16 protein-coding genes, 2 tRNA genes and 3 rRNA genes are annotated in these 21572 nt (G+C 60.4%); 9 read left to right on the top strand and 12 right to left on the bottom strand.

Annotated elements, in window-relative coordinates:
* Nucleotides 1–17 precede the first annotated feature (17 nt).
* The 5 genes from trpD to rpe all read right to left on the bottom strand — a co-directional run bounded on the left by trpD (nt 18) and on the right by rpe (nt 4954).
* Nucleotides 18–1049 carry an anthranilate phosphoribosyltransferase gene (trpD, locus tag L0U82_RS16140; RefSeq protein WP_233832246.1) on the bottom strand — a complete coding sequence of 344 codons (1032 nt, stop codon included), beginning with the start codon at nt 1047–1049 and terminating at the stop codon, nt 18–20.
* A 17-nt stretch (nt 1050–1066) separates the two neighbouring features.
* A complete protein-coding gene (locus L0U82_RS16135; RefSeq protein WP_233832244.1) occupies nt 1067–1657 on the bottom strand; it encodes an aminodeoxychorismate/anthranilate synthase component II in 591 nt (196 codons plus the stop codon).
* 13 nt (nt 1658–1670) lie between these two features.
* The gene (gene trpE, locus L0U82_RS16130) at nt 1671–3164 is read right to left on the bottom strand and encodes an anthranilate synthase component I (RefSeq protein ID WP_233832243.1); all 1494 of its coding nucleotides are present in this window, start codon (nt 3162–3164) and stop codon (nt 1671–1673) included.
* Between the two features lie 376 nt (nt 3165–3540).
* Nucleotides 3541–4263: a phosphoglycolate phosphatase gene (locus L0U82_RS16125; RefSeq protein WP_233832241.1), complete on the bottom strand. Its 723-nt coding sequence runs from the start codon at nt 4261–4263 to the stop codon at nt 3541–3543.
* Nucleotides 4264–4270: 7 nt separating this feature from the next.
* A complete protein-coding gene (rpe, locus tag L0U82_RS16120) occupies nt 4271–4954 on the bottom strand; it encodes a ribulose-phosphate 3-epimerase (RefSeq protein ID WP_233832240.1) in 684 nt (227 codons plus the stop codon).
* 413 nt (nt 4955–5367) lie between these two features.
* Here rpe and apaG point away from each other — a divergent pair, with 413 nt between their 5' ends.
* Nucleotides 5368–5742 (top strand): Co2+/Mg2+ efflux protein ApaG, encoded by a 375-nt coding sequence (gene apaG, locus L0U82_RS16115; RefSeq protein WP_167045820.1) that lies wholly within the window; start codon nt 5368–5370, stop codon nt 5740–5742.
* 58 nt (nt 5743–5800) lie between these two features.
* Here the strand turns inward: apaG and L0U82_RS16110 are convergent, their stop codons facing one another.
* Nucleotides 5801–5974: a hypothetical protein gene (locus L0U82_RS16110; protein ID WP_233833364.1), complete on the bottom strand. Its 174-nt coding sequence runs from the start codon at nt 5972–5974 to the stop codon at nt 5801–5803.
* A gap of 16 nt (nt 5975–5990) precedes the next feature.
* Between L0U82_RS16110 and mltA the strand changes: the two genes are divergently transcribed.
* Together mltA and L0U82_RS16100 are read left to right on the top strand one after the other, a co-directional pair.
* Entirely contained in the window at nt 5991–7109 is a 1119-nt protein-coding gene (gene mltA / locus L0U82_RS16105) for a murein transglycosylase A (RefSeq protein WP_233832238.1), read from the top strand.
* Nucleotides 7110–7137: 28 nt separating this feature from the next.
* Nucleotides 7138–7329, top strand: a complete 192-nt coding sequence (locus L0U82_RS16100) for a hypothetical protein (RefSeq protein ID WP_233832237.1) — start codon at nt 7138–7140, stop codon at nt 7327–7329.
* A 55-nt stretch (nt 7330–7384) separates the two neighbouring features.
* Here the strand turns inward: L0U82_RS16100 and paaK are convergent, their stop codons facing one another.
* From paaK to paaN, 5 genes are all read right to left on the bottom strand, one after another.
* Nucleotides 7385–8689, bottom strand: coding sequence for a phenylacetate--CoA ligase PaaK (gene paaK / locus L0U82_RS16095; RefSeq protein ID WP_233832236.1), 1305 nt, complete (start codon nt 8687–8689; stop codon nt 7385–7387).
* Between the two features lie 119 nt (nt 8690–8808).
* Complete coding sequence (gene paaI, locus L0U82_RS16090) at nt 8809–9270, bottom strand: hydroxyphenylacetyl-CoA thioesterase PaaI (RefSeq protein WP_233832234.1); 462 nt, start codon at nt 9268–9270, stop codon at nt 8809–8811.
* Nucleotide 9271: 1 nt separating this feature from the next.
* Nucleotides 9272–10063 carry a 2-(1,2-epoxy-1,2-dihydrophenyl)acetyl-CoA isomerase PaaG gene (gene paaG / locus L0U82_RS16085; protein WP_233832233.1) on the bottom strand — a complete coding sequence of 264 codons (792 nt, stop codon included), beginning with the start codon at nt 10061–10063 and terminating at the stop codon, nt 9272–9274.
* Between the two features lie 59 nt (nt 10064–10122).
* Nucleotides 10123–11325, bottom strand: coding sequence for a 3-oxoadipyl-CoA thiolase (gene pcaF, locus L0U82_RS16080; RefSeq protein ID WP_233832232.1), 1203 nt, complete (start codon nt 11323–11325; stop codon nt 10123–10125).
* Between the two features lie 144 nt (nt 11326–11469).
* Nucleotides 11470–13170: a phenylacetic acid degradation protein PaaN gene (paaN, locus tag L0U82_RS16075; RefSeq protein WP_233832231.1), complete on the bottom strand. Its 1701-nt coding sequence runs from the start codon at nt 13168–13170 to the stop codon at nt 11470–11472.
* 134 nt (nt 13171–13304) lie between these two features.
* Between paaN and L0U82_RS16070 the strand changes: the two genes are divergently transcribed.
* From L0U82_RS16070 to rrf, 6 genes are all read left to right on the top strand, one after another.
* A complete protein-coding gene (locus L0U82_RS16070; protein WP_233832229.1) occupies nt 13305–14081 on the top strand; it encodes an enoyl-CoA hydratase in 777 nt (258 codons plus the stop codon).
* Between the two features lie 458 nt (nt 14082–14539).
* A 16S ribosomal RNA gene (locus L0U82_RS16065) occupies nt 14540–16070 on the top strand.
* A 75-nt stretch (nt 16071–16145) separates the two neighbouring features.
* Nucleotides 16146–16222, top strand: a tRNA-Ile gene (locus tag L0U82_RS16060).
* A 71-nt stretch (nt 16223–16293) separates the two neighbouring features.
* Nucleotides 16294–16369: transfer RNA gene (locus tag L0U82_RS16055), tRNA-Ala, on the top strand.
* A 295-nt stretch (nt 16370–16664) separates the two neighbouring features.
* A 23S ribosomal RNA gene (locus L0U82_RS16050) occupies nt 16665–19544 on the top strand.
* A 234-nt stretch (nt 19545–19778) separates the two neighbouring features.
* A 5S ribosomal RNA gene (gene rrf, locus L0U82_RS16045) occupies nt 19779–19892 on the top strand.
* The 16S, 23S and 5S rRNA genes sit together here with 2 tRNA genes alongside, the layout of an rRNA operon.
* A gap of 304 nt (nt 19893–20196) precedes the next feature.
* Here the strand turns inward: rrf and L0U82_RS16040 are convergent.
* Entirely contained in the window at nt 20197–21399 is a 1203-nt protein-coding gene (locus tag L0U82_RS16040; protein ID WP_233832228.1) for a M20 aminoacylase family protein, read from the bottom strand.
* Nucleotides 21400–21572: the final 173 nt, after the last annotated feature.

Here is a 21572-nt window from a genome sequence, read left to right as displayed (position 1 = left end):
AATGTCTCGCTACGTGATTACTGCTTGAATTGCTGCGTGAAGCGCACGAGTTCGTCGACCTTCGCGCGCGCTTTGCCGCTCGCGATCGCTTCGCGCGCGAGCCCGATGCCGTCCGCGATCGACTCGACCACGTTCGCCGCATAGAGCGCGGTGCCCGCGTTCAGCGTGACGATTTCGCGTGCGACGCCCGGTTTGTTGTCGAGCGCTTCAAGCAGCATGACTTTCGATTCGCCTGCGTCGGCCACTTTCAGCGTGCGGTTCGACACCATTTGCATGCCGAAGTCCTCCGGATGGATCTCGTACTCGCGGATTTCGCCGTCGCGCAGTTCGCCGACCTGGGTGGCGCCGCCGAGCGACACTTCGTCCATGCCGTCCATACCGTACACGACCAGCACGTGCTTTGCGCCGAGGCGCTGCATCACGCGCACCTGGATGCCGACGAGGTCCGGGTGGAACACGCCCATCAGCTGATTCGGCGCGCCGGCCGGGTTGGTCAGCGGCCCGAGGATGTTGAAGATCGTGCGCACGCCGAGCTCGCGGCGCACCGGCGCGACGTTCTTCATCGCCGGATGATGGTTCGGCGCGAACATGAAGCCCATGCCTGTTTCCGCGATCGACGCCGCAACTTGGTCCGGCTGCAGATCGATGTTCACGCCGAGCGCCTCGAGCACGTCCGCGCTGCCCGACTTGCTCGACACGCCGCGATTGCCGTGTTTCGCGACCTTCGCGCCGGCCGCCGCGGACACGAACATCGTCGCGGTCGAAATATTGAACGTATGCGAGCCGTCGCCGCCGGTGCCGACGATATCGACGAAGTTCGAGTTGTCCTGCACATCGACATGCCGGGCAAATTCACGCATCACCGTGGCGGCCGCGGTGATTTCGCCGATGGTCTCTTTTTTGACGCGCAAGCCCGTGATGATCGCCGCCGACATCACCGGCGACAGTTCGCCGCGCATGATCAGGCGCATCAGATGCAGCATTTCGTCGTGGAAAATCTCGCGGTGCTCGATGGTCCGCTGCAGCGCTTCCTGGGGGGTAATGGACATGATGTCGTCTCTCTTCATCAGGCGTGGCGGGAAGCGGCGAGCTTCGACTGCTTCACGAAGTTTTCGAGCAGCGCGTGGCCGTGTTCGGACAGGATCGATTCCGGGTGGAACTGTACGCCTTCGACCGCGAGTTCTTTATGGCGCACGCCCATGATTTCGCCGTCCTCGGTCCATGCGGACACTTCGAGACAGTCGGGCAGCGATTCGCGCTCGATCGCGAGCGAGTGATAGCGCGTCACCGCGAAATGCTTCGGCAGATCGGCGAACACGCCCTTGCAGTCGGTTTCGATCGTGCTGACCTTGCCGTGCATGATGGTCTGCGCGCGCACGACGCGCCCGCCGAATGCCTCGCCGATCGCCTGATGGCCGAGGCACACGCCGAGAATCGGCGTCTTGCCGGCGAATGTGCGCAGCACGTCGAGCGTGATGCCCGCGTGTTGCGGATTGCTCGGGCCGGGCGACAGGCAGATGCGCTCGGGGTTCAGCTTCGCGATTTCATCCAGCGTGATTTCGTCGTTGCGATAGGTGTGCACGTCTTCGCCGAGTTCGCCGAAGTACTGCACCAGGTTGTAGGTGAACGAGTCGTAGTTGTCGATCATGAGCAGCATGGTGTGTCTCCGGTCAGAAGTCGCTATCGAGGCCGTCTTGAACCTGTTCGGCGGCGCGCAACACCGCGCGTGCCTTGTTCTCGGTCTCTTGCCATTCGGATTCGGGCACCGAATCCGCGACTACGCCCGCAGCCGCCTGCACATACAGATTGCCGTTCGCGATCACGCCGGTGCGGATCGTGATCGCCAGATCCATTTCACCGGTGAACGACAGATAGCCGACCGCTCCGCCGTACAAGCCGCGCTTCACGGGTTCCAGTTCGTCGATCAGCTCCATCGCGCGGACCTTCGGCGCGCCCGACAGCGTGCCGGCCGGGAACGTCGCGCGCAGCACGTCGAAATTGGTGGTGCCGGCTTTCAGCTTGCCTTCGACCGAACTGACGATGTGCTGCACGTGCGAGTACTTTTCGATCACCATCTTGTCGGTCACGACGACCGAGCCGATCTGCGCGATGCGGCCGACGTCGTTGCGCGCGAGGTCGATCAGCATCACGTGCTCGGCGATTTCCTTCGGGTCGTTCAGCAGTTCGGTCGCGAGTTCGGCGTCGCGCTCGGGCGTATTGCCGCGCGGACGCGTGCCGGCGAGTGGCCGGATCGTGACGATGCGGTCTTCGCCGCGCTTTTCCTGGCGCACCAGAATTTCCGGCGATGCGCCGACCACATGGAAATCGCCGAAGTTGTAGTAATACATATACGGCGACGGGTTCAGCGAGCGCAGCGCGCGGTACAGCGACAGCGGATTGTCGCGGTACGGCTTGATCAGGCGCTGGCCGACCTGTACCTGCATCAGTTCGCCGGCTGCGATGTATTCCTTCGCCTTGCGCACGGCGGCGAGGTAATCGTCTTTCGCGAACTCGCGGTGGGTCTCGGTGCGCACGCTCGCCGACGTGACCGGCGGCGCAACCGTCGCGCGCAGCCGCTGACGCAATTCGCGCAGCCGGTGCTTCGCTTTCGTGTAGGCCTCGGGCTGGGTCGGATCCACGTAGATAACCAGATACAGCTTGCCCGCGAGGTTGTCGATCACCGCGACTTCTTCGGTCAGCAGCAACTGGATGTCTGGCAGGTTCAGATCGTCTTGCGGCGCGCTGTGCGCGAGCTTTTTCTCGATGTAGCGGACCGCGTCATAGCCGAAGTAACCGGCGAGACCGCCCGTGAAGCGCGGCAGCCCCGGGCGTTGCGCGACCTTGAAGCGCGCCTGGAACTGCTGGATGAAAGCGAGCGGATCGCCGTCGTGCGTTTCGACGATCTTGCCGTCGCGCACCACTTCCGACATGCCGTTGCGCGTGCGCACTACAGTGCGCGCCGGCAGGCCGATGAACGAATAGCGTCCGAAACGCTCACCGCCCACCACTGATTCGAGCAGGAACGAGTTCGCGCCGTTGCGCTCGGTCTGCGCGAGCTTCAGATACAGCGACAGCGGCGTTTCGAGGTCGGCGAGCGCTTCGGCGATCAGCGGGATGCGGTTGAAACCCTCGTTGGCGAGGGACTGGAATTCGAGTTCGGTCATGTTCCGATCCTGTACGGTGGTCCGCCGGCAAAGCGTCGGACAAAGCGGGGCGAGGCGCCTCCGGTCAGGGAGTCCGTCGATGTTTTCGACACGATGATACCGACCGGCGCGAGTTTCCCATCGACGCGTACAAGCGGTGCGTGGTGCGCGGCGGTACTTTGCGGGTACGCGCAGGCCCAATCAGCCGATGCAGCAGCGAAAAAACACAACGATGGAAAAAGCGCGTGAGCGCAGCGAAGCAAAAAACGGTTGCCGAAGACTAGCTTCAGCGTACCTCAGGCGAGGTTAGCGCGACCAGCGACGCCAGGGCCAGGCTCCCCGGTCGATGCTAATCAGACTCCGTTTTTTGTTCAGAAACATCAGGATGAAGGACTGTTCAAGTCGTGGATTGGTGCGCTGCGATCGCCTTGGCGGCGTCGAGCAGCGAGGCAACTATACCATCGGATTTTATCGTTTGTATAGCTTGGCCGTGGTTGTAACCGTAGGGCACCGTGAGCGTCGCCATGCCGGCCGCGCGGCCCGCCAGCGCGTCGTTTTCGGAATCGCCGATCGCGACCGTGGCACCCGCTTCGACACCCAGTTGCGCGGCGGCGGTGAGCATCGGCAGCGGGTCGGGCTTCTTTTTCGCGAGGCTGTCGCCGCCCAGCACGACGCTGAAATATTGCGCAAGGCCGTACTGTTGCAGCAGTTCGATCGCGAAGCGGTGCGGCTTGTTGGTCACGCACGCGAGCTTCAGGCCGGCGTCGCGCATTGCGCGCAAACCGGCTTCGACGTCGGGATACAGCCGCGTATGCACACCGTTGATCTTCTCGTATTCCACCTGATAGATCGCGAGCGCTTCCTCGAAGCGCTCCTGGGCGTGGCCGGCTTCGAAGCGCTGCGCGAGCACGCTTTGAATCAGATGCTCCGAACCCTTGCCGACATAGTCGATCACTTCCTCGCGCGAGGTTTCGGCGGCGTCGAGCTGGGCCAGCATGCCGTTCAGGCCGGCGGTGAAGTCGTCGGCGGTGTCGACCATCGTGCCGTCGAGGTCGATGATCGCGGCTTCGAGGCGCGGGCCGGTGAAGGTGGGGGCGGCGTAAGGGTGCGGAGCAGTCATGGGCGGATCAACGCTGAACGGTGGCGAGGGCGGCGCGCATCTTGTCGATCACGACCTTGTGATCGGGCTGGCCGAAGATCGCCGAGCCGGCCACGAACGTGTCCGCGCCGGCCGCCGCGATTTCGGCGATGTTGTCGACCTTCACGCCGCCGTCCACTTCGAGGTGGATGTCGCGGCCGGTGCGCTCGTTGTACGCGTCGATGCGCTTACGCGCTTCACGCAGTTTGTTCAGCGCCTCGGGGATGAACGACTGACCGCCGAAACCCGGATTGACCGACATGATCAGCACCAGGTCGATCTTATCCATCACGTGATCGAGGTAGTTCAGCGACGTCGCCGGGTTGAACACGAGGCCGGCCTTGCAGCCGTGATCGCGGATCAGCGACAGCGTGCGATCGATGTGATCCGAGCCTTCCGGATGGAAGCTGATCACATTCGCACCGGCTTTCGCGAAGTCCGGCACGATGCGATCGACCGGACGCACCATCAGATGCACGTCGATCGGCACGTCGACGTGCGGGCGAATGGCTTCGCAAACGAGCGGGCCGATAGTGAGGTTCGGCACGTAGTGATTGTCCATCACGTCGAAGTGGATCCAGTCGGCGCCGGCGGCGACCACGTTGCGGACCTCTTCGCCCAGGCGGGCGAAATCGGCGGACAGAATGCTGGGAGCGATGCGGAATTGCGTCATGGCGGGGGCGGATGCAAGCGGGAAAGCGCCATTTTACCGTCTTGCGCGGGTAGGCCGCAGGCTGCGTGGCGGCCGGAGAATTCGTTGGCGAGGGTCGGCGAGGTATAGGCGGCACGGAGCCGCGAGATGAAATGGAGCGGCGGGATGGCACGGAAATATCAACGTGCCGGTGGCGAGACGTCAGCGAGACCGCGGCGGGAGGGCGGGGCGAAATGGCGGCGCCCCGGGAAACGTCGGGGCATGATGAGACGCGCCGAACGCCTCTCGCCAAAGGATTTGCCCGGTTGCGGGCGTGCCGTGCATCAAGCAGAATGCCACTCCATGAGTGCCGCATCGCCGATGTCCACGCAAATTATTGGCGTTCGGGTCTTCCCACGATTTTTCACACGTCGTTTCATCAGACCGGAATCAGGATGAGCCAGTACGAATTCAGCGTCTCGGCGCAGGTGCAATATCTGCCGGAAGAGTCGGACCCGGAGCGCCGCCAGTACGCCTTTGCCTACACGCTGACCATCCGCAACACCGGCCAGGTGCCCGCCCAGTTGATCGCGCGTCATTGGGTCATCACCGATAGCGACAACACGGTGCAGGAAGTGAAAGGTCTCGGTGTGGTCGGGCATCAGCCGCTGCTCAAACCGGGCGAGCATTTCGAATACACGAGTTGGGCCGTGATCGCGACGCCGGTCGGCACGATGCGCGGCGATTACTTCTGCGTGGCCGAGGACGGCGAGCGCTTCGATGCGCCGGTGCCGGAGTTCGTATTGCGCATGCCGCGTACGCTGCATTGAACCGTCACACAGGCGGGCGGTCTTTAATCAGGTTGTACGCGCGGCTCGCCGGCTAGCATCACCGCGGCTTTTGCTGTTGGGATTGTTCCGCCGACCTTGCACGTGCCGCTTTCTTTTTTCCCGACGACGTCCACAGGACGATAAAGACGAGCAGGAAAAGCGCGACAAACGCTTCCAGCGCGAAGATCAGCATCGGGTATTCGTCGAACAGATCAGACATGGCGGTTTCCATCAAGAACGAACATTGTATGCGTTTTGTCCGACGGGCCAGCGGCTGGCTCGGAGCGTTGTCGGTTGCGGTATTGCTCGCGTCCTGCGGTGGTGGCGGCGCGATCCGGCCTTCACCGCCGAGCGGAGCAGCGATTATCCCCGGTCAGATTGCCTCGACACGATTGACAGCGGTTGCCTGGCAACAGGTGCCGGGCTGGCAGGACGACTCGCTGATCGGCGCGACGGCCGCGCTGCGGCAAAACTGTGTGCGGCTCGCGCGTGAGCCTAGATGGTCGCGTGCCTGCGCGGCCGCCGCGCAAATCGACGATCTCGACGTCACCAGTGCACGGGCATTCTTCGAGGCCTACTTCACGCCCTTTCAATTAGCGAATAGCGACGGCACGCTCGACGGCCTCGTCACCGGCTACTACGAGCCGCTGCTACGCGGTTCGCGCACCCGGCATGGCGTCTATCAGACAGCGCTGTACCGCTGGCCCGCCGGCTATCGCGCGGGCGAGTCGCTGCCGGCGCGCGCGCAGCTCGAGCGCACGGGCGTGCTCAATGGCAACGAACTCGTGTGGGTCGACGACCCGATCGAAGCATTCTTCCTGCAGGTGCAGGGCTCCGGGCGCATCGTGATGGAAGACGGCAGCGTGATGCGCGTCGGCTTTGGCGGCACCAACAATCAACCGTACAAGTCGATCGGGCGCTGGCTGCTCGATCGTGGCGAAATCACGCCCGCGCAGGCGACGATGCAAGGCATCAAGGCATGGGCGCGCGCGAACCCGACGCGCGTCGATGCGCTGCTCGATACGAATCCGCGTTTCGTGTTTTTCCGTGAGATGCCGTCGGCCGAAAGCACGCCGGGCGGCGGCGCGGATGGTCCGATCGGTGCGCTCGGCGTGCCGCTGACGCCGGAACGTTCGATCGCGGTCGACCCGAGCGCAATTCCGCTCGGTACGCCGGTGTTCCTGCAGACCACCCGTCCGTTGACGAATTCGCCGATGAACCGCCTCGTATTTGCCCAGGACACCGGCAGCGCGATCAAAGGCAGCGTGCGTGCCGACTACTTCTGGGGACTGGGTGACGACGCCGGCGATCTGGCGGGCAAGATGAAGCAGGGCGGCCGGATGTGGTTGCTGCTGCCGAATTCGTAGGGTGCCCCGTGCCGGAGGCCGGCTTCTGATGAAGCCAAACCTGTGTGGTGCGACTGGCACGCGGGTCGTGCAGAATTGGCTGCTTGCGGTGATGAGGCTTATCGCAGTGGTTGCAGCGGCTTCCCGCGAGTTGCTTTTTGAGCGGCTGCAGATAGAGAAGTCAAATAGACAAATGCCAATAAAAAAACGGCGTCGCGTCCGGATCGAAATCCGCCACTGACGCCATTTTTATTGCCGCGTTTTCTGCGCGGTTCCCGCGTTGCGCGTCGCCCGGATCAAAGCCCGGACTTGCGTTTGTCGACCACGCGCCGAGCCTTGCCTACCGAGCGTTCGATGCCGTTCACCGCCAGCACATTGATCACCGCGCTCACACCGATCAGCGCCTTGATGTCATACGCCAGCGCGTTTTTTGCGGCGCTCAGCGCCGCCGCATCCGGCGCGCTTTCCGGGCACGGTTCGACGTTCAACGTCAAAACGTCGAGCGGACCTTCCTTCGTCAGCACGATCTGATAGTGCGGCGCGAGCGCGTGCTGCTTGAGCAGCAGTTCCTCGATCTGCGTCGGGAACACGTTGACGCCGCGCACGATCATCATGTCGTCCGAGCGGCCGGTGATCTTCTCCATGCGCCGCATCGTGCGCGCGGTACCCGGCAGCAGGCGCGTGAGGTCGCGCGTGCGATAGCGGATGATCGGCAGCGCTTCTTTCGTCAGTGACGTGAACACCAACTCGCCGAGTTCGCCATCGGGCAGCACCTCGCCGGTCTCCGGATCGATGATCTCGGGATAGAAATGATCTTCCCAGATCGTCGGGCCGTCTTTCGTCTCGACGCACTCCGACGCGACGCCCGGGCCGATCACTTCAGAGAGACCGTAGATGTCGACCGCGTCGATGCCCATGCGTTTTTCGATCGCTTGACGCATGTCGTTGGTCCACGGCTCTGCGCCGAAGATGCCGATGCGCAGCGAGCAGGTGGCCGGATCGACACCTTGACGTTCGAGCTCGTCGGCGATCGACAGCATGTAGCTCGGCGTCACCATGATGATGTCCGGGCGGAAATCCTGAATCAGTTGCACCTGCTTCTCGGTCTGGCCGCCGCCAAACGGGATCACGGTGAGCCCCGCGCGCTCCGCGCCGTAGTGCGCGCCGAGGCCGCCGGTGAAGAGACCGTAGCCGTAGCTCACGTGCACTTTGTCGCCACGTCTTGCACCGGCGGCGCGCACCGAGCGTGCGACAAGATTCGCCCACGTGTCGATGTCGCGCGCGGTATAGCCGACGACGGTCGGCTTGCCGGTCGTGCCGGACGACGCATGGATCCGCGAAATCTGCTCCTGCGGCACGGCGAACATTCCGAACGGGTAGTTATCGCGCAGGTCCTTCTTGGTGGTGAACGGGAAGCGGGCGAGGTCCGCGAGCGTCTTGAGCTCGCTCGGATGAACACCCGCTTCGTCGAACTTGCGCTGATACACGGGCGAGTTTTCGTACGCATGGTTCAGCGACCATTTGAGCCGTTCAAGTTGGAGCGCGGCGAGCTCGTCGCGGCTGGCGGTCTCGATCGGGTCGAGGGGAAGGGCGGTGCTCATCGAATGTCTCCTTACTGCCTCAATGCCTGGGTCTGGTAGTGCGGCGCTCGGGAGCGCCGGAAGTCTGGAACGGACGGTTGTCCATGAAGGCGGCGTGGTTTGCCGCTTCTATTTATGTGTTAGTTACCGGTCGGAATCAGGGTGCCCTTGATTTGCGCTGACTTGCCGCGAAACATCGCGACGGTTTCCCCGGCGCGATTCGTCACGCGGATATCGTAGATGCCGGTGCGTCCGCTCAATGTCTGCTCGACCGCTTCCGCGCTCAGCACGTCGTCGCCGTACACGGGCCGCAGAAATTCGATCGAACAGCCGGCCGCGACCGTGTTGATGTTGTAGGTGTTGCAGGCAAATGCGAAGGTCGAATCCGCGAGCGTAAAAATCAGGCCGCCGTGGCAGATCTGGTGGCCGTTCAGGAAATCTTCGCGCACCGCCATGCGCAGCCGCGCATAGCCAGGCCGTACTTCGAGTATTTCCAGTCCGAGCGCGCGGCTGCACGCGTCGTTCTCATACATCGCGGCGGCGGTAGCGCGGGCGAGTTCGTCGGGCGTCATTTGGTCGGGGCGAGTGGTTTGCGTGGACATATCAACGCCCCTCGAAGCGCGGCGCGCGCTTTTCGATGAACGCCTGGACGCCTTCCGCGTAGTCGTGAGAAGCGCCGAGTTCGCGCTGCAGATCGCGCTCGAGGTCAAGTTGCTGATCGAGCGTCTGGGTCGAGCCCGCGCGCATAGCCTGCTTGATCGCCGCGATCGCGCGCGTTGGCTGCTGGGCGAGCTGGGTCGCCAGTTTGGTGGCGGTCGCGGCGAGTTCGGCATCGTCTAGCACCTGCCAGATCAAGCCCCAGCTTTCCGCTTTCTCGGCACTGAGTTTGTCGCCAGTGATGGCGAGCCCCAACGCGCGTGCCATGCCGACGCGCTGGGGCAGGAACCACGTGCCGCCCGAATCGGGCACGAGGCCGATCTTCACGAACGCCTGAATGAAGCTCGCGGAACGCGACGCGAGCACGAGATCGCAGGCGAGCGCGAGATTCGCGCCTGCGCCGGCGGCCGTGCCATTTACGGCGGCGATCACCGGCAACGGAAGTGCCTGCAGGCGGCGGATCAGAGGATTGAAGTATTCGTCGATCAGGCCGCCGAGATCGGTCATCGCGCCTGGCGTGAAGTCGAGGTCGGCGAGATCCTGGCCGGCGCAGAAGCCGCGGCCCGCACCGGTCAACACGAGAGCGCGAGCGCCGGATGCTTCGACCTCGTCGAGCGCCGCGCTCAATTCCCGATGCATCGCGCGCGTAAAGCTGTTGAGCTTGTCCGGGCGATTCAGGGTGATGGTGGCGACATTGCTCGATGTGTCGATGTCCAGCTGGATCGCTTCATACGACATGGGTGTCTCCTCAAAGTCTCGTTGACCGGTGGGCGCTGTGGCGTTGCTGCTGGAGCGACTTAAAGCCGCTCGATGACCAGCGCGATGCCTTGGCCGACGCCGATGCACATCGTGCACAGCGCGAAACGGCCGTTAGTCCGTTCCAGTTGATACAACGCGGTGGTGATCAGGCGCGCGCCGGATGCGCCGAGCGGATGACCGAGCGCGATAGCGCCGCCGTTCGGGTTGACGCGCGGGTCGTCGTCGCGCAAACCAAGTGTGCGCAGCACGGCCAGCCCTTGCGACGCAAACGCTTCGTTGAGTTCGATCACATCGAACTGTTCGAGCGTCATGCCGAGTTGCCTGAGCAGCTTTTGCGTGGCTGGCGCCGGGCCGATGCCCATGATGCGCGGCTCGACGCCGGCCGTTGCCATGCCCACCACGCGCGCGCGGCGCCGCAGGCCGTATTGGTCCGCCGCCTGCTGGTTCGCGAGCAGCAGCGCGCAGGCGCCGTCATTGACACCGGACGCATTGCCCGCGGTCACGCTGCCGTCAGGGCGGACGACGCCTTTGAGCTTGCCGAGGCTTTCGAGCGACGTCTCGCGCGGATGTTCGTCCAGCAGAACGCGCACGGGGTCACCCTTCTTTTGCGGAATGTCGACGCCGACGATTTCTTCCTCCAACGTGCCGTCGCGCTGCGCGCGAGCCGCTTTTTGCTGGCTGGCGAGCGCGAATGCATCCTGGTCAGCACGGCTAACACCGAATTCGACTGCGACGTTTTCCGCGGTCTCCGGCATCGAGTCGACGCCGTACTGGCGTTTCATCAGCGGGTTGATAAAGCGCCAACCGATGGTCGTGTCATGGATATCGGCCTGCCGCGCGAAGGCGCTGCTCGCCTTGCCCATCACAAACGGTGCGCGCGTCATGCTTTCAACGCCGCCGGCAATCATGAGGCGCGCTTCGCCGGCCTTGATCGCGCGTGCGGCGGTGCCGACCGCGTCCATACCCGAGCCGCACAACCGGTTGATGGTTGCGCCCGGCGCGTCGGTGGGCAAGCCGGCCAGCAACGCGGACATCCGCGCGACGTTGCGGTTGTCTTCACCGGCCTGATTCGCGCAGCCATAGATCACGTCGTCGACCGCGCGCCAGTCGACGCCCGGATTGCGCTCGATCAGTGCTTTGATCGGCACGGCGCCAAGGTCGTCGGCGCGGACGTCTTTCAGGGCACCGCCGTAGCGGCCGATCGGAGTACGGATTGCATCGCAGATGAAGGCGTCGGTCATGGAGATTCCCGCTGAAGCGGATCGGCGCGTGATGCCGATCCGATGTCTCATGTTAGTTAGTGCGCGCGGCGCGGTCCATTCGGCCGGAAGGCATAGGATCAGGCCGTGCTTTGCGCTGATGCCGCGTTTGTTGTCCTATGCCATTCAGCCGGCTACCGCCGGCGCCGCTTTCGGTTCAACATGGATACGGCTTTGAACGACACGGAAGCGGTTCGCGACAAAGGCCGCATCGGCCAGCGCGGCATTGGCGGCCGGGTTGGCGCCGGTGCCGTGGAAGTCGGAGAACGCCGCGGACTGGTTGACGAAGACGCCGCCGGTCAGATTGATCGAGAGTGCCACGCCACCGCGAATCGATGCTTCGTGTGCTTCGTCGAGCACTGCGTTGTCCGTGCTGTAGATCGACAGCGTCAGTGCGCCGTGCTCGGCGGCGATAGCGCCTGCGAGGTCGAGCGACTGCGCGGTCGAGTCCGTTGCGATCACGAACGAAATCGGACCGAACCATTCTTTCGTGAATTGCGCGTGGTCGGTCGCGGCGTCGAGTTGCAGCATCAGAGGCGTACGCACGCGAGCGCCGGGGAAGGCCGGATGCTCGAGCGTCTGGCTCGGAGCGAGCACGTGGCCGAGCTTTGTGGCTTCATCGATGCGTTGCATGACACCGTCGTTCTGGATCGCGCCGAGCAGTTCGACTGCGCGAGCCGGATCGGCGACGAGCTTTTGCACCGCGCTGGCCAACGCCTGAGCGACGTCATCGAAACCGAGCGTGCCCTCGGCGGTGCGGATGCCGTTGCGCGGCACGTAGATGTTTTGCGGCGCGGTGCACATCTGGCCCGAGTAGAGCGCCAACGAGAATGCGATGTTGCGGGCAGCGGCTTTGATGTCGTCGACCGAGTCGATCACGATCTGATTGACGCCGGCCTTTTCGGTATAGACCTGAGCCTGGTGCGCATTGCGCTCGAGCCACGTACCGTTTTGCGTGCTGCCGGTGAAATCGATCAGTTTGATTTCGGGACGTTGGGCCAGCTCCTGGACGAGGGCGCCGTCGTTCGGCTCGGTGGCCAGGAGGGTGACGACGTTCGGGTCGAAGCCTGCTTCGCGCAAAACGTCACGCGCGATGCGCACGGTCAATGCGAGCGGCAGGATCGCGCCCGGATGCGGCTTGACGATGACTGTGTTGCCGGTGGCCAGATCGGCGAAAAGTCCCGGATATCCGTTCCACGTCGGGAAAGTGCAGCAACCCAGCACGAGGCCGATACCGCGCGGCACGACGGTATAGCGCTTGTGCATGGCGAGCGGCGGGTTCTTGCCTTGGGGCTTTTCCCAGTGGGCGTCGGCGGGAGTGCGGCGCAGTTGATCCCAGGCATACGCGACCGCTTCGAGCGCGCGGTCCTGGGCGTGCGGGCCGCCGGCCTGAAACGCCATCATGAAGGCCTGGCCGGTTGTGTGCATCACGCTGTAGCCGATTTCGAAGCTTGCGCGATTCAGTCGCGCGAGGATCTCCAGGCTGACGCCGATCCACGCCTGCGGGCCGGCCGCGCGCCAATCGCGCTGCGCAGCGGTGGATGCGGCGATCAATGCGTTCGGGTCGGCCTTCGGGTAGCGCACGCCAAGGGGGAAGCCGAATGGCGAGACTTCGGTGCCGATGGTTTCTCCCGTCGACGGCTGATCCAGGTCGAACGTCTTGTCGAGGAGCGCTTTGAATGCGGCTTCGCCGTCCGCGTTGGCTGTTTCCCCGTACACTTTTGGACTAGGCATCTCGGTGAACGGGCTCCAGTAGCCGCGCGTTTCAAGCGCGGCGAGGGCCTTTTGCAGCGTGTCTTCGTGCTTCGTGAATAGCGGATGTGTCATGGCAGGATGGCTCGGCTGTGCATTGGGGAACAGGCTGTCAAATAATTGACCGACCGGTTGGTTGGTGAATGGTAGCATTATTAATTGAGTCGCGCGAAGCGTTTTCGCGTGGGTATTAACCATATGGAGGCGGCATGGATTACGAGAACATTCTGGTCGAGACGCGGGGGCGGGTCGGCCTGATCACGTTGAATCGCCCGAAGGCATTGAATGCGCTGAATGACGCGTTGATGGATGAGTTGGGCGCGGCGCTGCGCGAGTTCGACGCTGACGACGCGATCGGCGCGATCGTGGTGACGGGTAGTGAGAAGGCGTTCGCCGCTGGCGCGGACATCGGCATGATGTCGTCCTACACCTACATGGATGTCTACAAGGGCGACTACATCACGCGCAATTGGGAAACGGTTCGCTCGATCCGCAAGCCGATTATTGCAGCGGTGGCGGGTTTCGCTCTTGGCGGCGGCTGCGAACTGGCGATGATGTGCGACATGATTTTCGCCGCCGATACGGCCAAGTTCGGGCAACCGGAAATCAAGCTCGGCGTCATGCCGGGCGCGGGCGGCACGCAGAGGTTGCCGCGCGCTGTTTCCAAGGCGAAGGCCATGGACCTTTGTCTGACCGCTCGCTTCATGGATGCCGCGGAGGCTGAGCGCGCCGGCTTGGTTTCGCGCGTCATTCCGGTGGCTACGCTGCTTGACGAATCGATTGCCGCTGCGGCAACTATCGCGGAATTCCCATTGCCGGCTGTGATGATGGTTAAGGAGTCGGTCAACCGGGCCTATGAAACGACGCTCGCGGAAGGCGTGCATTTCGAGCGCCGCCTGTTCCATTCGCTTTTCGCTACCGAAGACCAGAAGGAAGGCATGGCCGCGTTCGTTGAGAAGCGCAAGCCGGTTTTCAAGCATCGTTAATACGCTTGTCAAAATAGCACTTGCAAGCTCCGGCCGTGGCGGCTAGAATTCCGCTCTTTCGTGCGCCGGATGCCGGGGCACGGGGAAGCGGGAGAGCCTTTGATGGCAAGGGCTTCAGCGGGGTGAACAGGTTGGGTGAGTAATAAAAACCTGTTGACGATCCTGTGAAAGTTCTCCATAATCTCGCTTCTCTGCTGCGGACGCAGCGACGTGAAACGAAGCGGTGCCGGAGGTCGCGGTGCTGTGATTCACGAACGATCTTTAAAAACTAACAGCCGATAAGTGTGGGCGCTTGATGCGGAATGCGCAGCCGGTTCTTCGGAGCCGGTATGGCAAAAGTATCAGAAGCCTCACACAGTAATTGAAGGAAGGTTTGCCTGTTGAAAGACAGGCTGATCATCGTCAGTACGTTGAGTGAGCGACCGGTTTCTAACGAAACCGAAAACAGTAACAGGTTTGAACTGAAGAGTTTGATCCTGGCTCAGATTGAACGCTGGCGGCATGCCTTACACATGCAAGTCGGACGGCAGCACGGGAGCAATCCTGGTGGCGAGTGGCGAACGGGTGAGTAATACATCGGAACGTGTCCTGGAGTGGGGGATAGCCCGGCGAAAGCCGGATTAATACCGCATACGCTCTGTGGAGGAAAGCGGGGGATCTTCGGACCTCGCGCTCAAGGGGCGGCCGATGGCAGATTAGGTAGTTGGTGGGGTAAAGGCCTACCAAGCCGACGATCTGTAGCTGGTCTGAGAGGACGACCAGCCACACTGGGACTGAGACACGGCCCAGACTCCTACGGGAGGCAGCAGTGGGGAATTTTGGACAATGGGGGCAACCCTGATCCAGCAATGCCGCGTGTGTGAAGAAGGCCTTCGGGTTGTAAAGCACTTTTGTCCGGAAAGAAAACTTCGGGGTTAATACCTCTGGAGGATGACGGTACCGGAAGAATAAGCACCGGCTAACTACGTGCCAGCAGCCGCGGTAATACGTAGGGTGCGAGCGTTAATCGGAATTACTGGGCGTAAAGCGTGCGCAGGCGGTTCGTTAAGACAGATGTGAAATCCCCGGGCTTAACCTGGGAACTGCATTTGTGACTGGCGGGCTTGAGTATGGCAGAGGGGGGTAGAATTCCACGTGTAGCAGTGAAATGCGTAGAGATGTGGAGGAATACCGATGGCGAAGGCAGCCCCCTGGGCCAATACTGACGCTCATGCACGAAAGCGTGGGGAGCAAACAGGATTAGATACCCTGGTAGTCCACGCCCTAAACGATGTCAACTGGTTGTCGGGCCTTCATTGGCTTGGTAACGTAGCTAACGCGTGAAGTTGACCGCCTGGGGAGTACGGTCGCAAGATTAAAACTCAAAGGAATTGACGGGGACCCGCACAAGCGGTGGATGATGTGGATTAATTCGATGCAACGCGAAAAACCTTACCTACCCTTGACATGTACGGAAGTCCGCTGAGAGGTGGATGTGCCCGAAAGGGAGCCGTAACACAGGTGCTGCATGGCTGTCGTCAGCTCGTGTCGTGAGATGTTGGGTTAAGTCCCGCAACGAGCGCAACCCTTGTCCCTAGTTGCTACGCAAGAGCACTCCAGGGAGACTGCCGGTGACAAACCGGAGGAAGGTGGGGATGACGTCAAGTCCTCATGGCCCTTATGGGTAGGGCTTCACACGTCATACAATGGTCGGAACAGAGGGTTGCCAAGCCGCGAGGTGGAGCCAATCCCAGAAAACCGATCGTAGTCCGGATCGCACTCTGCAACTCGAGTGCGTGAAGCTGGAATCGCTAGTAATCGCGGATCAGCATGCCGCGGTGAATACGTTCCCGGGTCTTGTACACACCGCCCGTCACACCATGGGAGTGGGTTTTACCAGAAGTGGCTAGTCTAACCGCAAGGAGGACGGTCACCACGGTAGGATTCATGACTGGGGTGAAGTCGTAACAAGGTAGCCGTATCGGAAGGTGCGGCTGGATCACCTCCTTTCCAGAGCCCGCGTGTTCTGACATCGAAGCGCTCACGCTTATCGGCTGTAGTTAGAAGAAGATCAGACAGACTCAGGGGTCTGTAGCTCAGTCGGTTAGAGCACCGTCTTGATAAGGCGGGGGTCGATGGTTCGAATCCATCCAGACCCACCAGTGCCTGTCTGTGGTGCTGGCTGAAGACCCGCTGGGGCTGAACGGATGAGGTATCTGTCTGTTGCATGACTGGGGGATTAGCTCAGCTGGGAGAGCACCTGCTTTGCAAGCAGGGGGTCGTCGGTTCGATCCCGTCATCCTCCACCAATCCTCAATGCCAAGGGTTCAGCATGAAGCGATGCTGAGTACTTCGCATTGGCGATTGAGCCAGTCAGAGCGATATGAGGCAACTCATAATCGGCTGTCGTTCTTTAACAATCAGGAAGAAGTAGTAAAGAGATTCACGAAAGCGTACTTAGAGATGGGTGCGTGAGTAGGTGAATCAGGGTTGTGATTGTATCGATGTATTTTTAAGTGATCGAAAGATCGCTTTGGAATACGGCGCAACACGAATACTCAACCTGTAGCGAGTGCGTCTCGAGATGAGACATACCCGTTATAGGGTCAAGCGAACAAGTGCATGTGGTGGATGCCTTGGCGATCACAGGCGATGAAGGACGCGGTAGCCTGCGAAAAGCTCCGGGGAGCTGGCAAACGAGCATTGATCCGGAGATGTCCGAATGGGGAAACCCACCTCTTATGAGGTATCCGTAGCTGAATACATAGGCTACGTGAAGCGAACGCGGTGAACTGAAACATCTAAGTAACCGCAGGAAAAGAAATCAACCGAGATTCCCAAAGTAGTGGCGAGCGAAATGGGATCAGCCTGTACTCTTTATTCTCATTGTTAGTCGAACGCTCTGGAAAGTGCGGCCATAGCAGGTGATAGCCCTGTAGACGAAAACAGCGGGAAAGAACTGGGTGTACGACAAGTAGGGCGGGACACGTGAAATCCTGTCTGAAGATGGGGGGACCATCCTCCAAGGCTAAATACTCGTGATCGACCGATAGTGAACCAGTACCGTGAGGGAAAGGCGAAAAGAACCCCGGGAGGGGAGTGAAACAGATCCTGAAACCGCATGCATACAAACAGTCGGAGCCTCGCAAGGGGTGACGGCGTACCTTTTGTATAATGGGTCAGCGACTTACATTCAGTGGCAAGCTTAACCGATTAGGGCAGGCGTAGCGAAAGCGAGTCCGAACAGGGCGTCCAGTCGCTGGGTGTAGACCCGAAACCAGGTGATCTATCCATGGCCAGGTTGAAGGCACGGTAACACGTGCTGGAGGACCGAACCCACTAACGTTGAAAAGTTAGGGGATGAGCTGTGGATAGGGGTGAAAGGCTAAACAAACCTGGAAATAGCTGGTTCTCTCCGAAAACTATTTAGGTAGTGCCTCGTGTATCACCTTCGGGGGTAGAGCACTGTCATGGTTGTGGGGTCCATTGCGGATTACTACGCCATAGCAAACTCCGAATACCGAAGAGTGCAATCACGGGAGACAGACATCGGGTGCTAACGTCCGGTGTCAAGAGGGAAACAACCCAGACCGCCAGCTAAGGTCCCCAAATATGACTAAGTGGGAAACGAAGTGGGAAGGCTAAAACAGTCAGGAGGTTGGCTTAGAAGCAGCCATCCTTTAAAGAAAGCGTAATAGCTCACTGATCGAGTCGTCCTGCGCGGAAGATGTAACGGGGCTAAGTCATATACCGAAGCTGCGGATGCATATTTATATGCATGGTAGGAGAGCGTTCCGTAAGCCTGCGAAGGTGCACTGGAAAGTGTGCTGGAGGTATCGGAAGTGCGAATGCTGACATGAGTAGCGATAAAGGGGGTGAAAGGCCCCCTCGCCGTAAGCCCAAGGTTTCCTACGCAACGTTCATCGGCGTAGGGTGAGTCGGCCCCTAAGGCGAGGCAGAAATGCGTAGCTGATGGGAAGCAGATTAATATTTCTGCACCATTGTGAAATGCGATGGGGGGACGGATCGCGGAAGGTTGTCCGGGTGTTGGAAGTCCCGGTCGCTGCATTGGAGAAGGCGCTTTGGCAAATCCGGGCGCAGGATTCAAGGGTGTGGCGCGAGCGACTTAGGTCGCGAAGCAACTGGAAGGGGTTCCAGGAAAAGCCTCTAAGCTTCAGTTTCACAGTGACCGTACCGCAAACCGACACAGGTGGGCGAGATGAGTATTCTAAGGCGCTTGAGAGAACTCGGGAGAAGGAACTCGGCAAATTGGTACCGTAACTTCGGGATAAGGTACGCCCTTGTAGCTTGACTGGCCTGCGCCAGAAGGGTGAAAGGGTTGCAATAAACTGGTGGCTGCGACTGTTTAATAAAAACACAGCACTCTGCAAACACGAAAGTGGACGTATAGGGTGTGACGCCTGCCCGGTGCCGGAAGATTAAATGATGGGGTGCAAGCTCCTGATTGAAGTCCCGGTAAACGGCGGCCGTAACTATAACGGTCCTAAGGTAGCGAAATTCCTTGTCGGGTAAGTTCCGACCTGCACGAATGGCGTAACGATGGCCACACTGTCTCCTCCCGAGACTCAGCGAAGTTGAAGTGTTTGTGATGATGCAATCTCCCCGCGGCTAGACGGAAAGACCCCATGAACCTTTACTGTAGCTTTGCATTGGACTTTGAACCGGTCTGTGTAGGATAGGTGGGAGGCTTTGAAGCTGGGACGCTAGTCTCAGTGGAGCCGTCCTTGAAATACCACCCTGATCTGTTTGAGGTTCTAACCTTGGTCCGTAATCCGGATCGGGGACAGTGCATGGTAGGCAGTTTGACTGGGGCGGTCTCCTCCCAAAGTGTAACGGAGGAGTACGAAGGTACGCTAGGTACGGTCGGAAATCGTGCTGATAGTGCAATGGCATAAGCGTGCTTGACTGTGAGACTGACAAGTCGAACAGGTGCGAAAGCAGGTCATAGTGATCCGGTGGTTCTGTATGGAAGGGCCATCGCTCAACGGATAAAAGGTACTCTGGGGATAACAGGCTGATACCGCCCAAGAGTTCATATCGACGGCGGTGTTTGGCACCTCGATGTCGGCTCATCTCATCCTGGGGCTGTAGCCGGTCCCAAGGGTATGGCTGTTCGCCATTTAAAGAGGTACGTGAGCTGGGTTTAAAACGTCGTGAGACAGTTTGGTCCCTATCTGCCGTGGGCGCTGGATATTTGAAGGGACCTGCTCCTAGTACGAGAGGACCGGAGTGGACGAACCTCTGGTGTACCGGTTGTCACGCCAGTGGCATCGCCGGGTAGCTATGTTCGGAAGAGATAACCGCTGAAAGCATCTAAGCGGGAAACTCGCCTTGAGATGAGATATCCCCGGGGCTTTAAGCCCCTTGAAGGGTCGTTCAAGACCAGGACGTTGATAGGTCAGGTGTGCACGTACAGTAATGTACTGAGCTAACTGATACTAATTGCCCGTAAGGCTTGATCCTATAACAGGTGTGTCTCGACAACCGTTAGTGCTTCAGCACTTACGGATGTCCGATCCCCGAAGGGGATACGAACCTCCACAGGAGGTGACAGGACGCACGGTTGAGATCAGTGTTGTGCCAGAACCAACACAACCCCCCAACACGATTCACACACGAATCCTTTACGCTTCTTCCCGATTGGCTGTGGCGCTCACCGGTTGACTCCAACCCCCAGCGACGCAGCAACCCGTCATGCCTGATGACCATAGCGAGTCGGTCCCACCCCTTCCCATCCCGAACAGGACCGTGAAACGACTCCACGCCGATGATAGTGCGGATTGCCCGTGTGAAAGTAGGTAATCGTCAGGCTCCCCTCATGTCAGAAACCCCACCCCCAGCGGTGGGGTTTCTGCGTTTACGGGCCCAGGAGTCACGAAGCATGGCCAAAGGCGTGCACGCGGAAATGACACGTCTGCTGAGACTCTGCCGACAGAATCAAACGTGTCACGATCACAATCCCAGCACCTCGTCCTCAAGGCCTCGATCGCATGTTCGAGGTGCCGGTTGCGAGCCAATATATTCAAACGACCATTGGCTGCGGCAGACTTCCCCTGCCGTTTCTAGCCAACACCATCAGCACGGCTAACGGCGCACCTTCTGCGTTAACGCTGCCTCAGCTTCCTATTCCCTCAGCAAGAAACTTCTGCGCGAGCCGAACCCAATACGTAGAACCGACCGGCAGCAGTTCGTCGTTAAAGTCGTAGCTTGCGTTATGCAGCATGCACGGACCCGCACCGTGGCCGGATTCGCGGTGTCTGCCATCACCGTTGCCTAGAAATGCGTAGCAGCCTGGCTTTGCCAGCAGCATGAACGAAAAATCTTCGGCGCCCATGGTCGGCTCGACCGCATCGTCGACATTTTCCGCGCCAACGATTTCCCTCATCACCGATGCCGCAAAACGCGCTTCCTTGCTGCTGTTGATGGTCGGCGGATAGTTGCGATGAAAGTGAATCTGCACGGAGCAGTCGTACGCGTCAGCGGTGCTTTCGGCGATTTTGCGCATGCGCGTTTCGATCAGGTCGAGCGTTTCCGTGGTGAAAGTCCGCACTGTTCCTGCAATCCACGCATCGTTCGGGACCACGTTGACCGCATCGCCGGCATGGATCTGCGTGATCGACAGCACAGCGGTATCCAGCGGTTTCTTGTTTCGCGTGATGATGCTCTGCAGCCCATTCGCAATCTGCACAGCCGTAAAGACGGGATCACGGCCATTATGAGGCAGCGCGGCATGTGCGCCGGTCCCCTTGATTTCGATGCGAAATTCGTTGCTCGACGCCATGATCGGGCCTTCGGTCACGCCGAAGTTGCCTGCTGGCATGCCCGGCCAGTTATGGATACCAAACACCGCATCCACCGGGAATTTGGTGAAAAGACCATCGTCGATCATCGCTTGCGCGCCGGCACCACCTTCTTCCGCCGGTTGAAAGATAAACACGATCGTGCCGTCGAAGTCGCCGTGCTTAACCAGGTAGTGCGCCGCACCCAGCAGCATCGCGGTATGACCATCGTGGCCGCACGCATGCATCTTGCCGTCGTTTTTCGACCGATGCTCGAAACTGTTCAGTTCCTGAATTGGTAGGGCATCCATGTCGGCTCGTAGACCAATCGCGCGGGGACTACTGCCGCGTTTCAATACGCCGACAACGCCAGTCTTCCCCAATCCACGGTGCGTCTCGATGCCCCAGGATTCGAGCGTCCGCGCCACGAGATCGGCTGTCGTTTTCTCTTCGTAGCACAGCTCCGGATGAGAATGGATGGTTCGTCGAAGGGTCTGGATTTCGCCGCGAGCGGCCTGGATTTCGGGGATCAGTTTCATGATGGAGTATCGATCGCTTGTGCGTGACTTGCGTGAGATCGCTCGGAACCACGCTGGCCCCGGCGCTGGGATAATCGATTCTACGCCGAAGGCATTTTTGGCGGCACCACTCACGTCGGTGGCTGATTGACGTAATAAAATTTCGCTTTGCCTGACCACCGCATTGCTTGCCC

The sequence above is a fragment of the Paraburkholderia sp. ZP32-5 genome (assembly GCF_021390495.1).
Taxonomy (GTDB): domain Bacteria; phylum Pseudomonadota; class Gammaproteobacteria; order Burkholderiales; family Burkholderiaceae; genus Paraburkholderia.
Note: the sequence above shows the minus strand (reverse complement) of the source record. Positions and strands in the feature narration are given on the sequence as shown.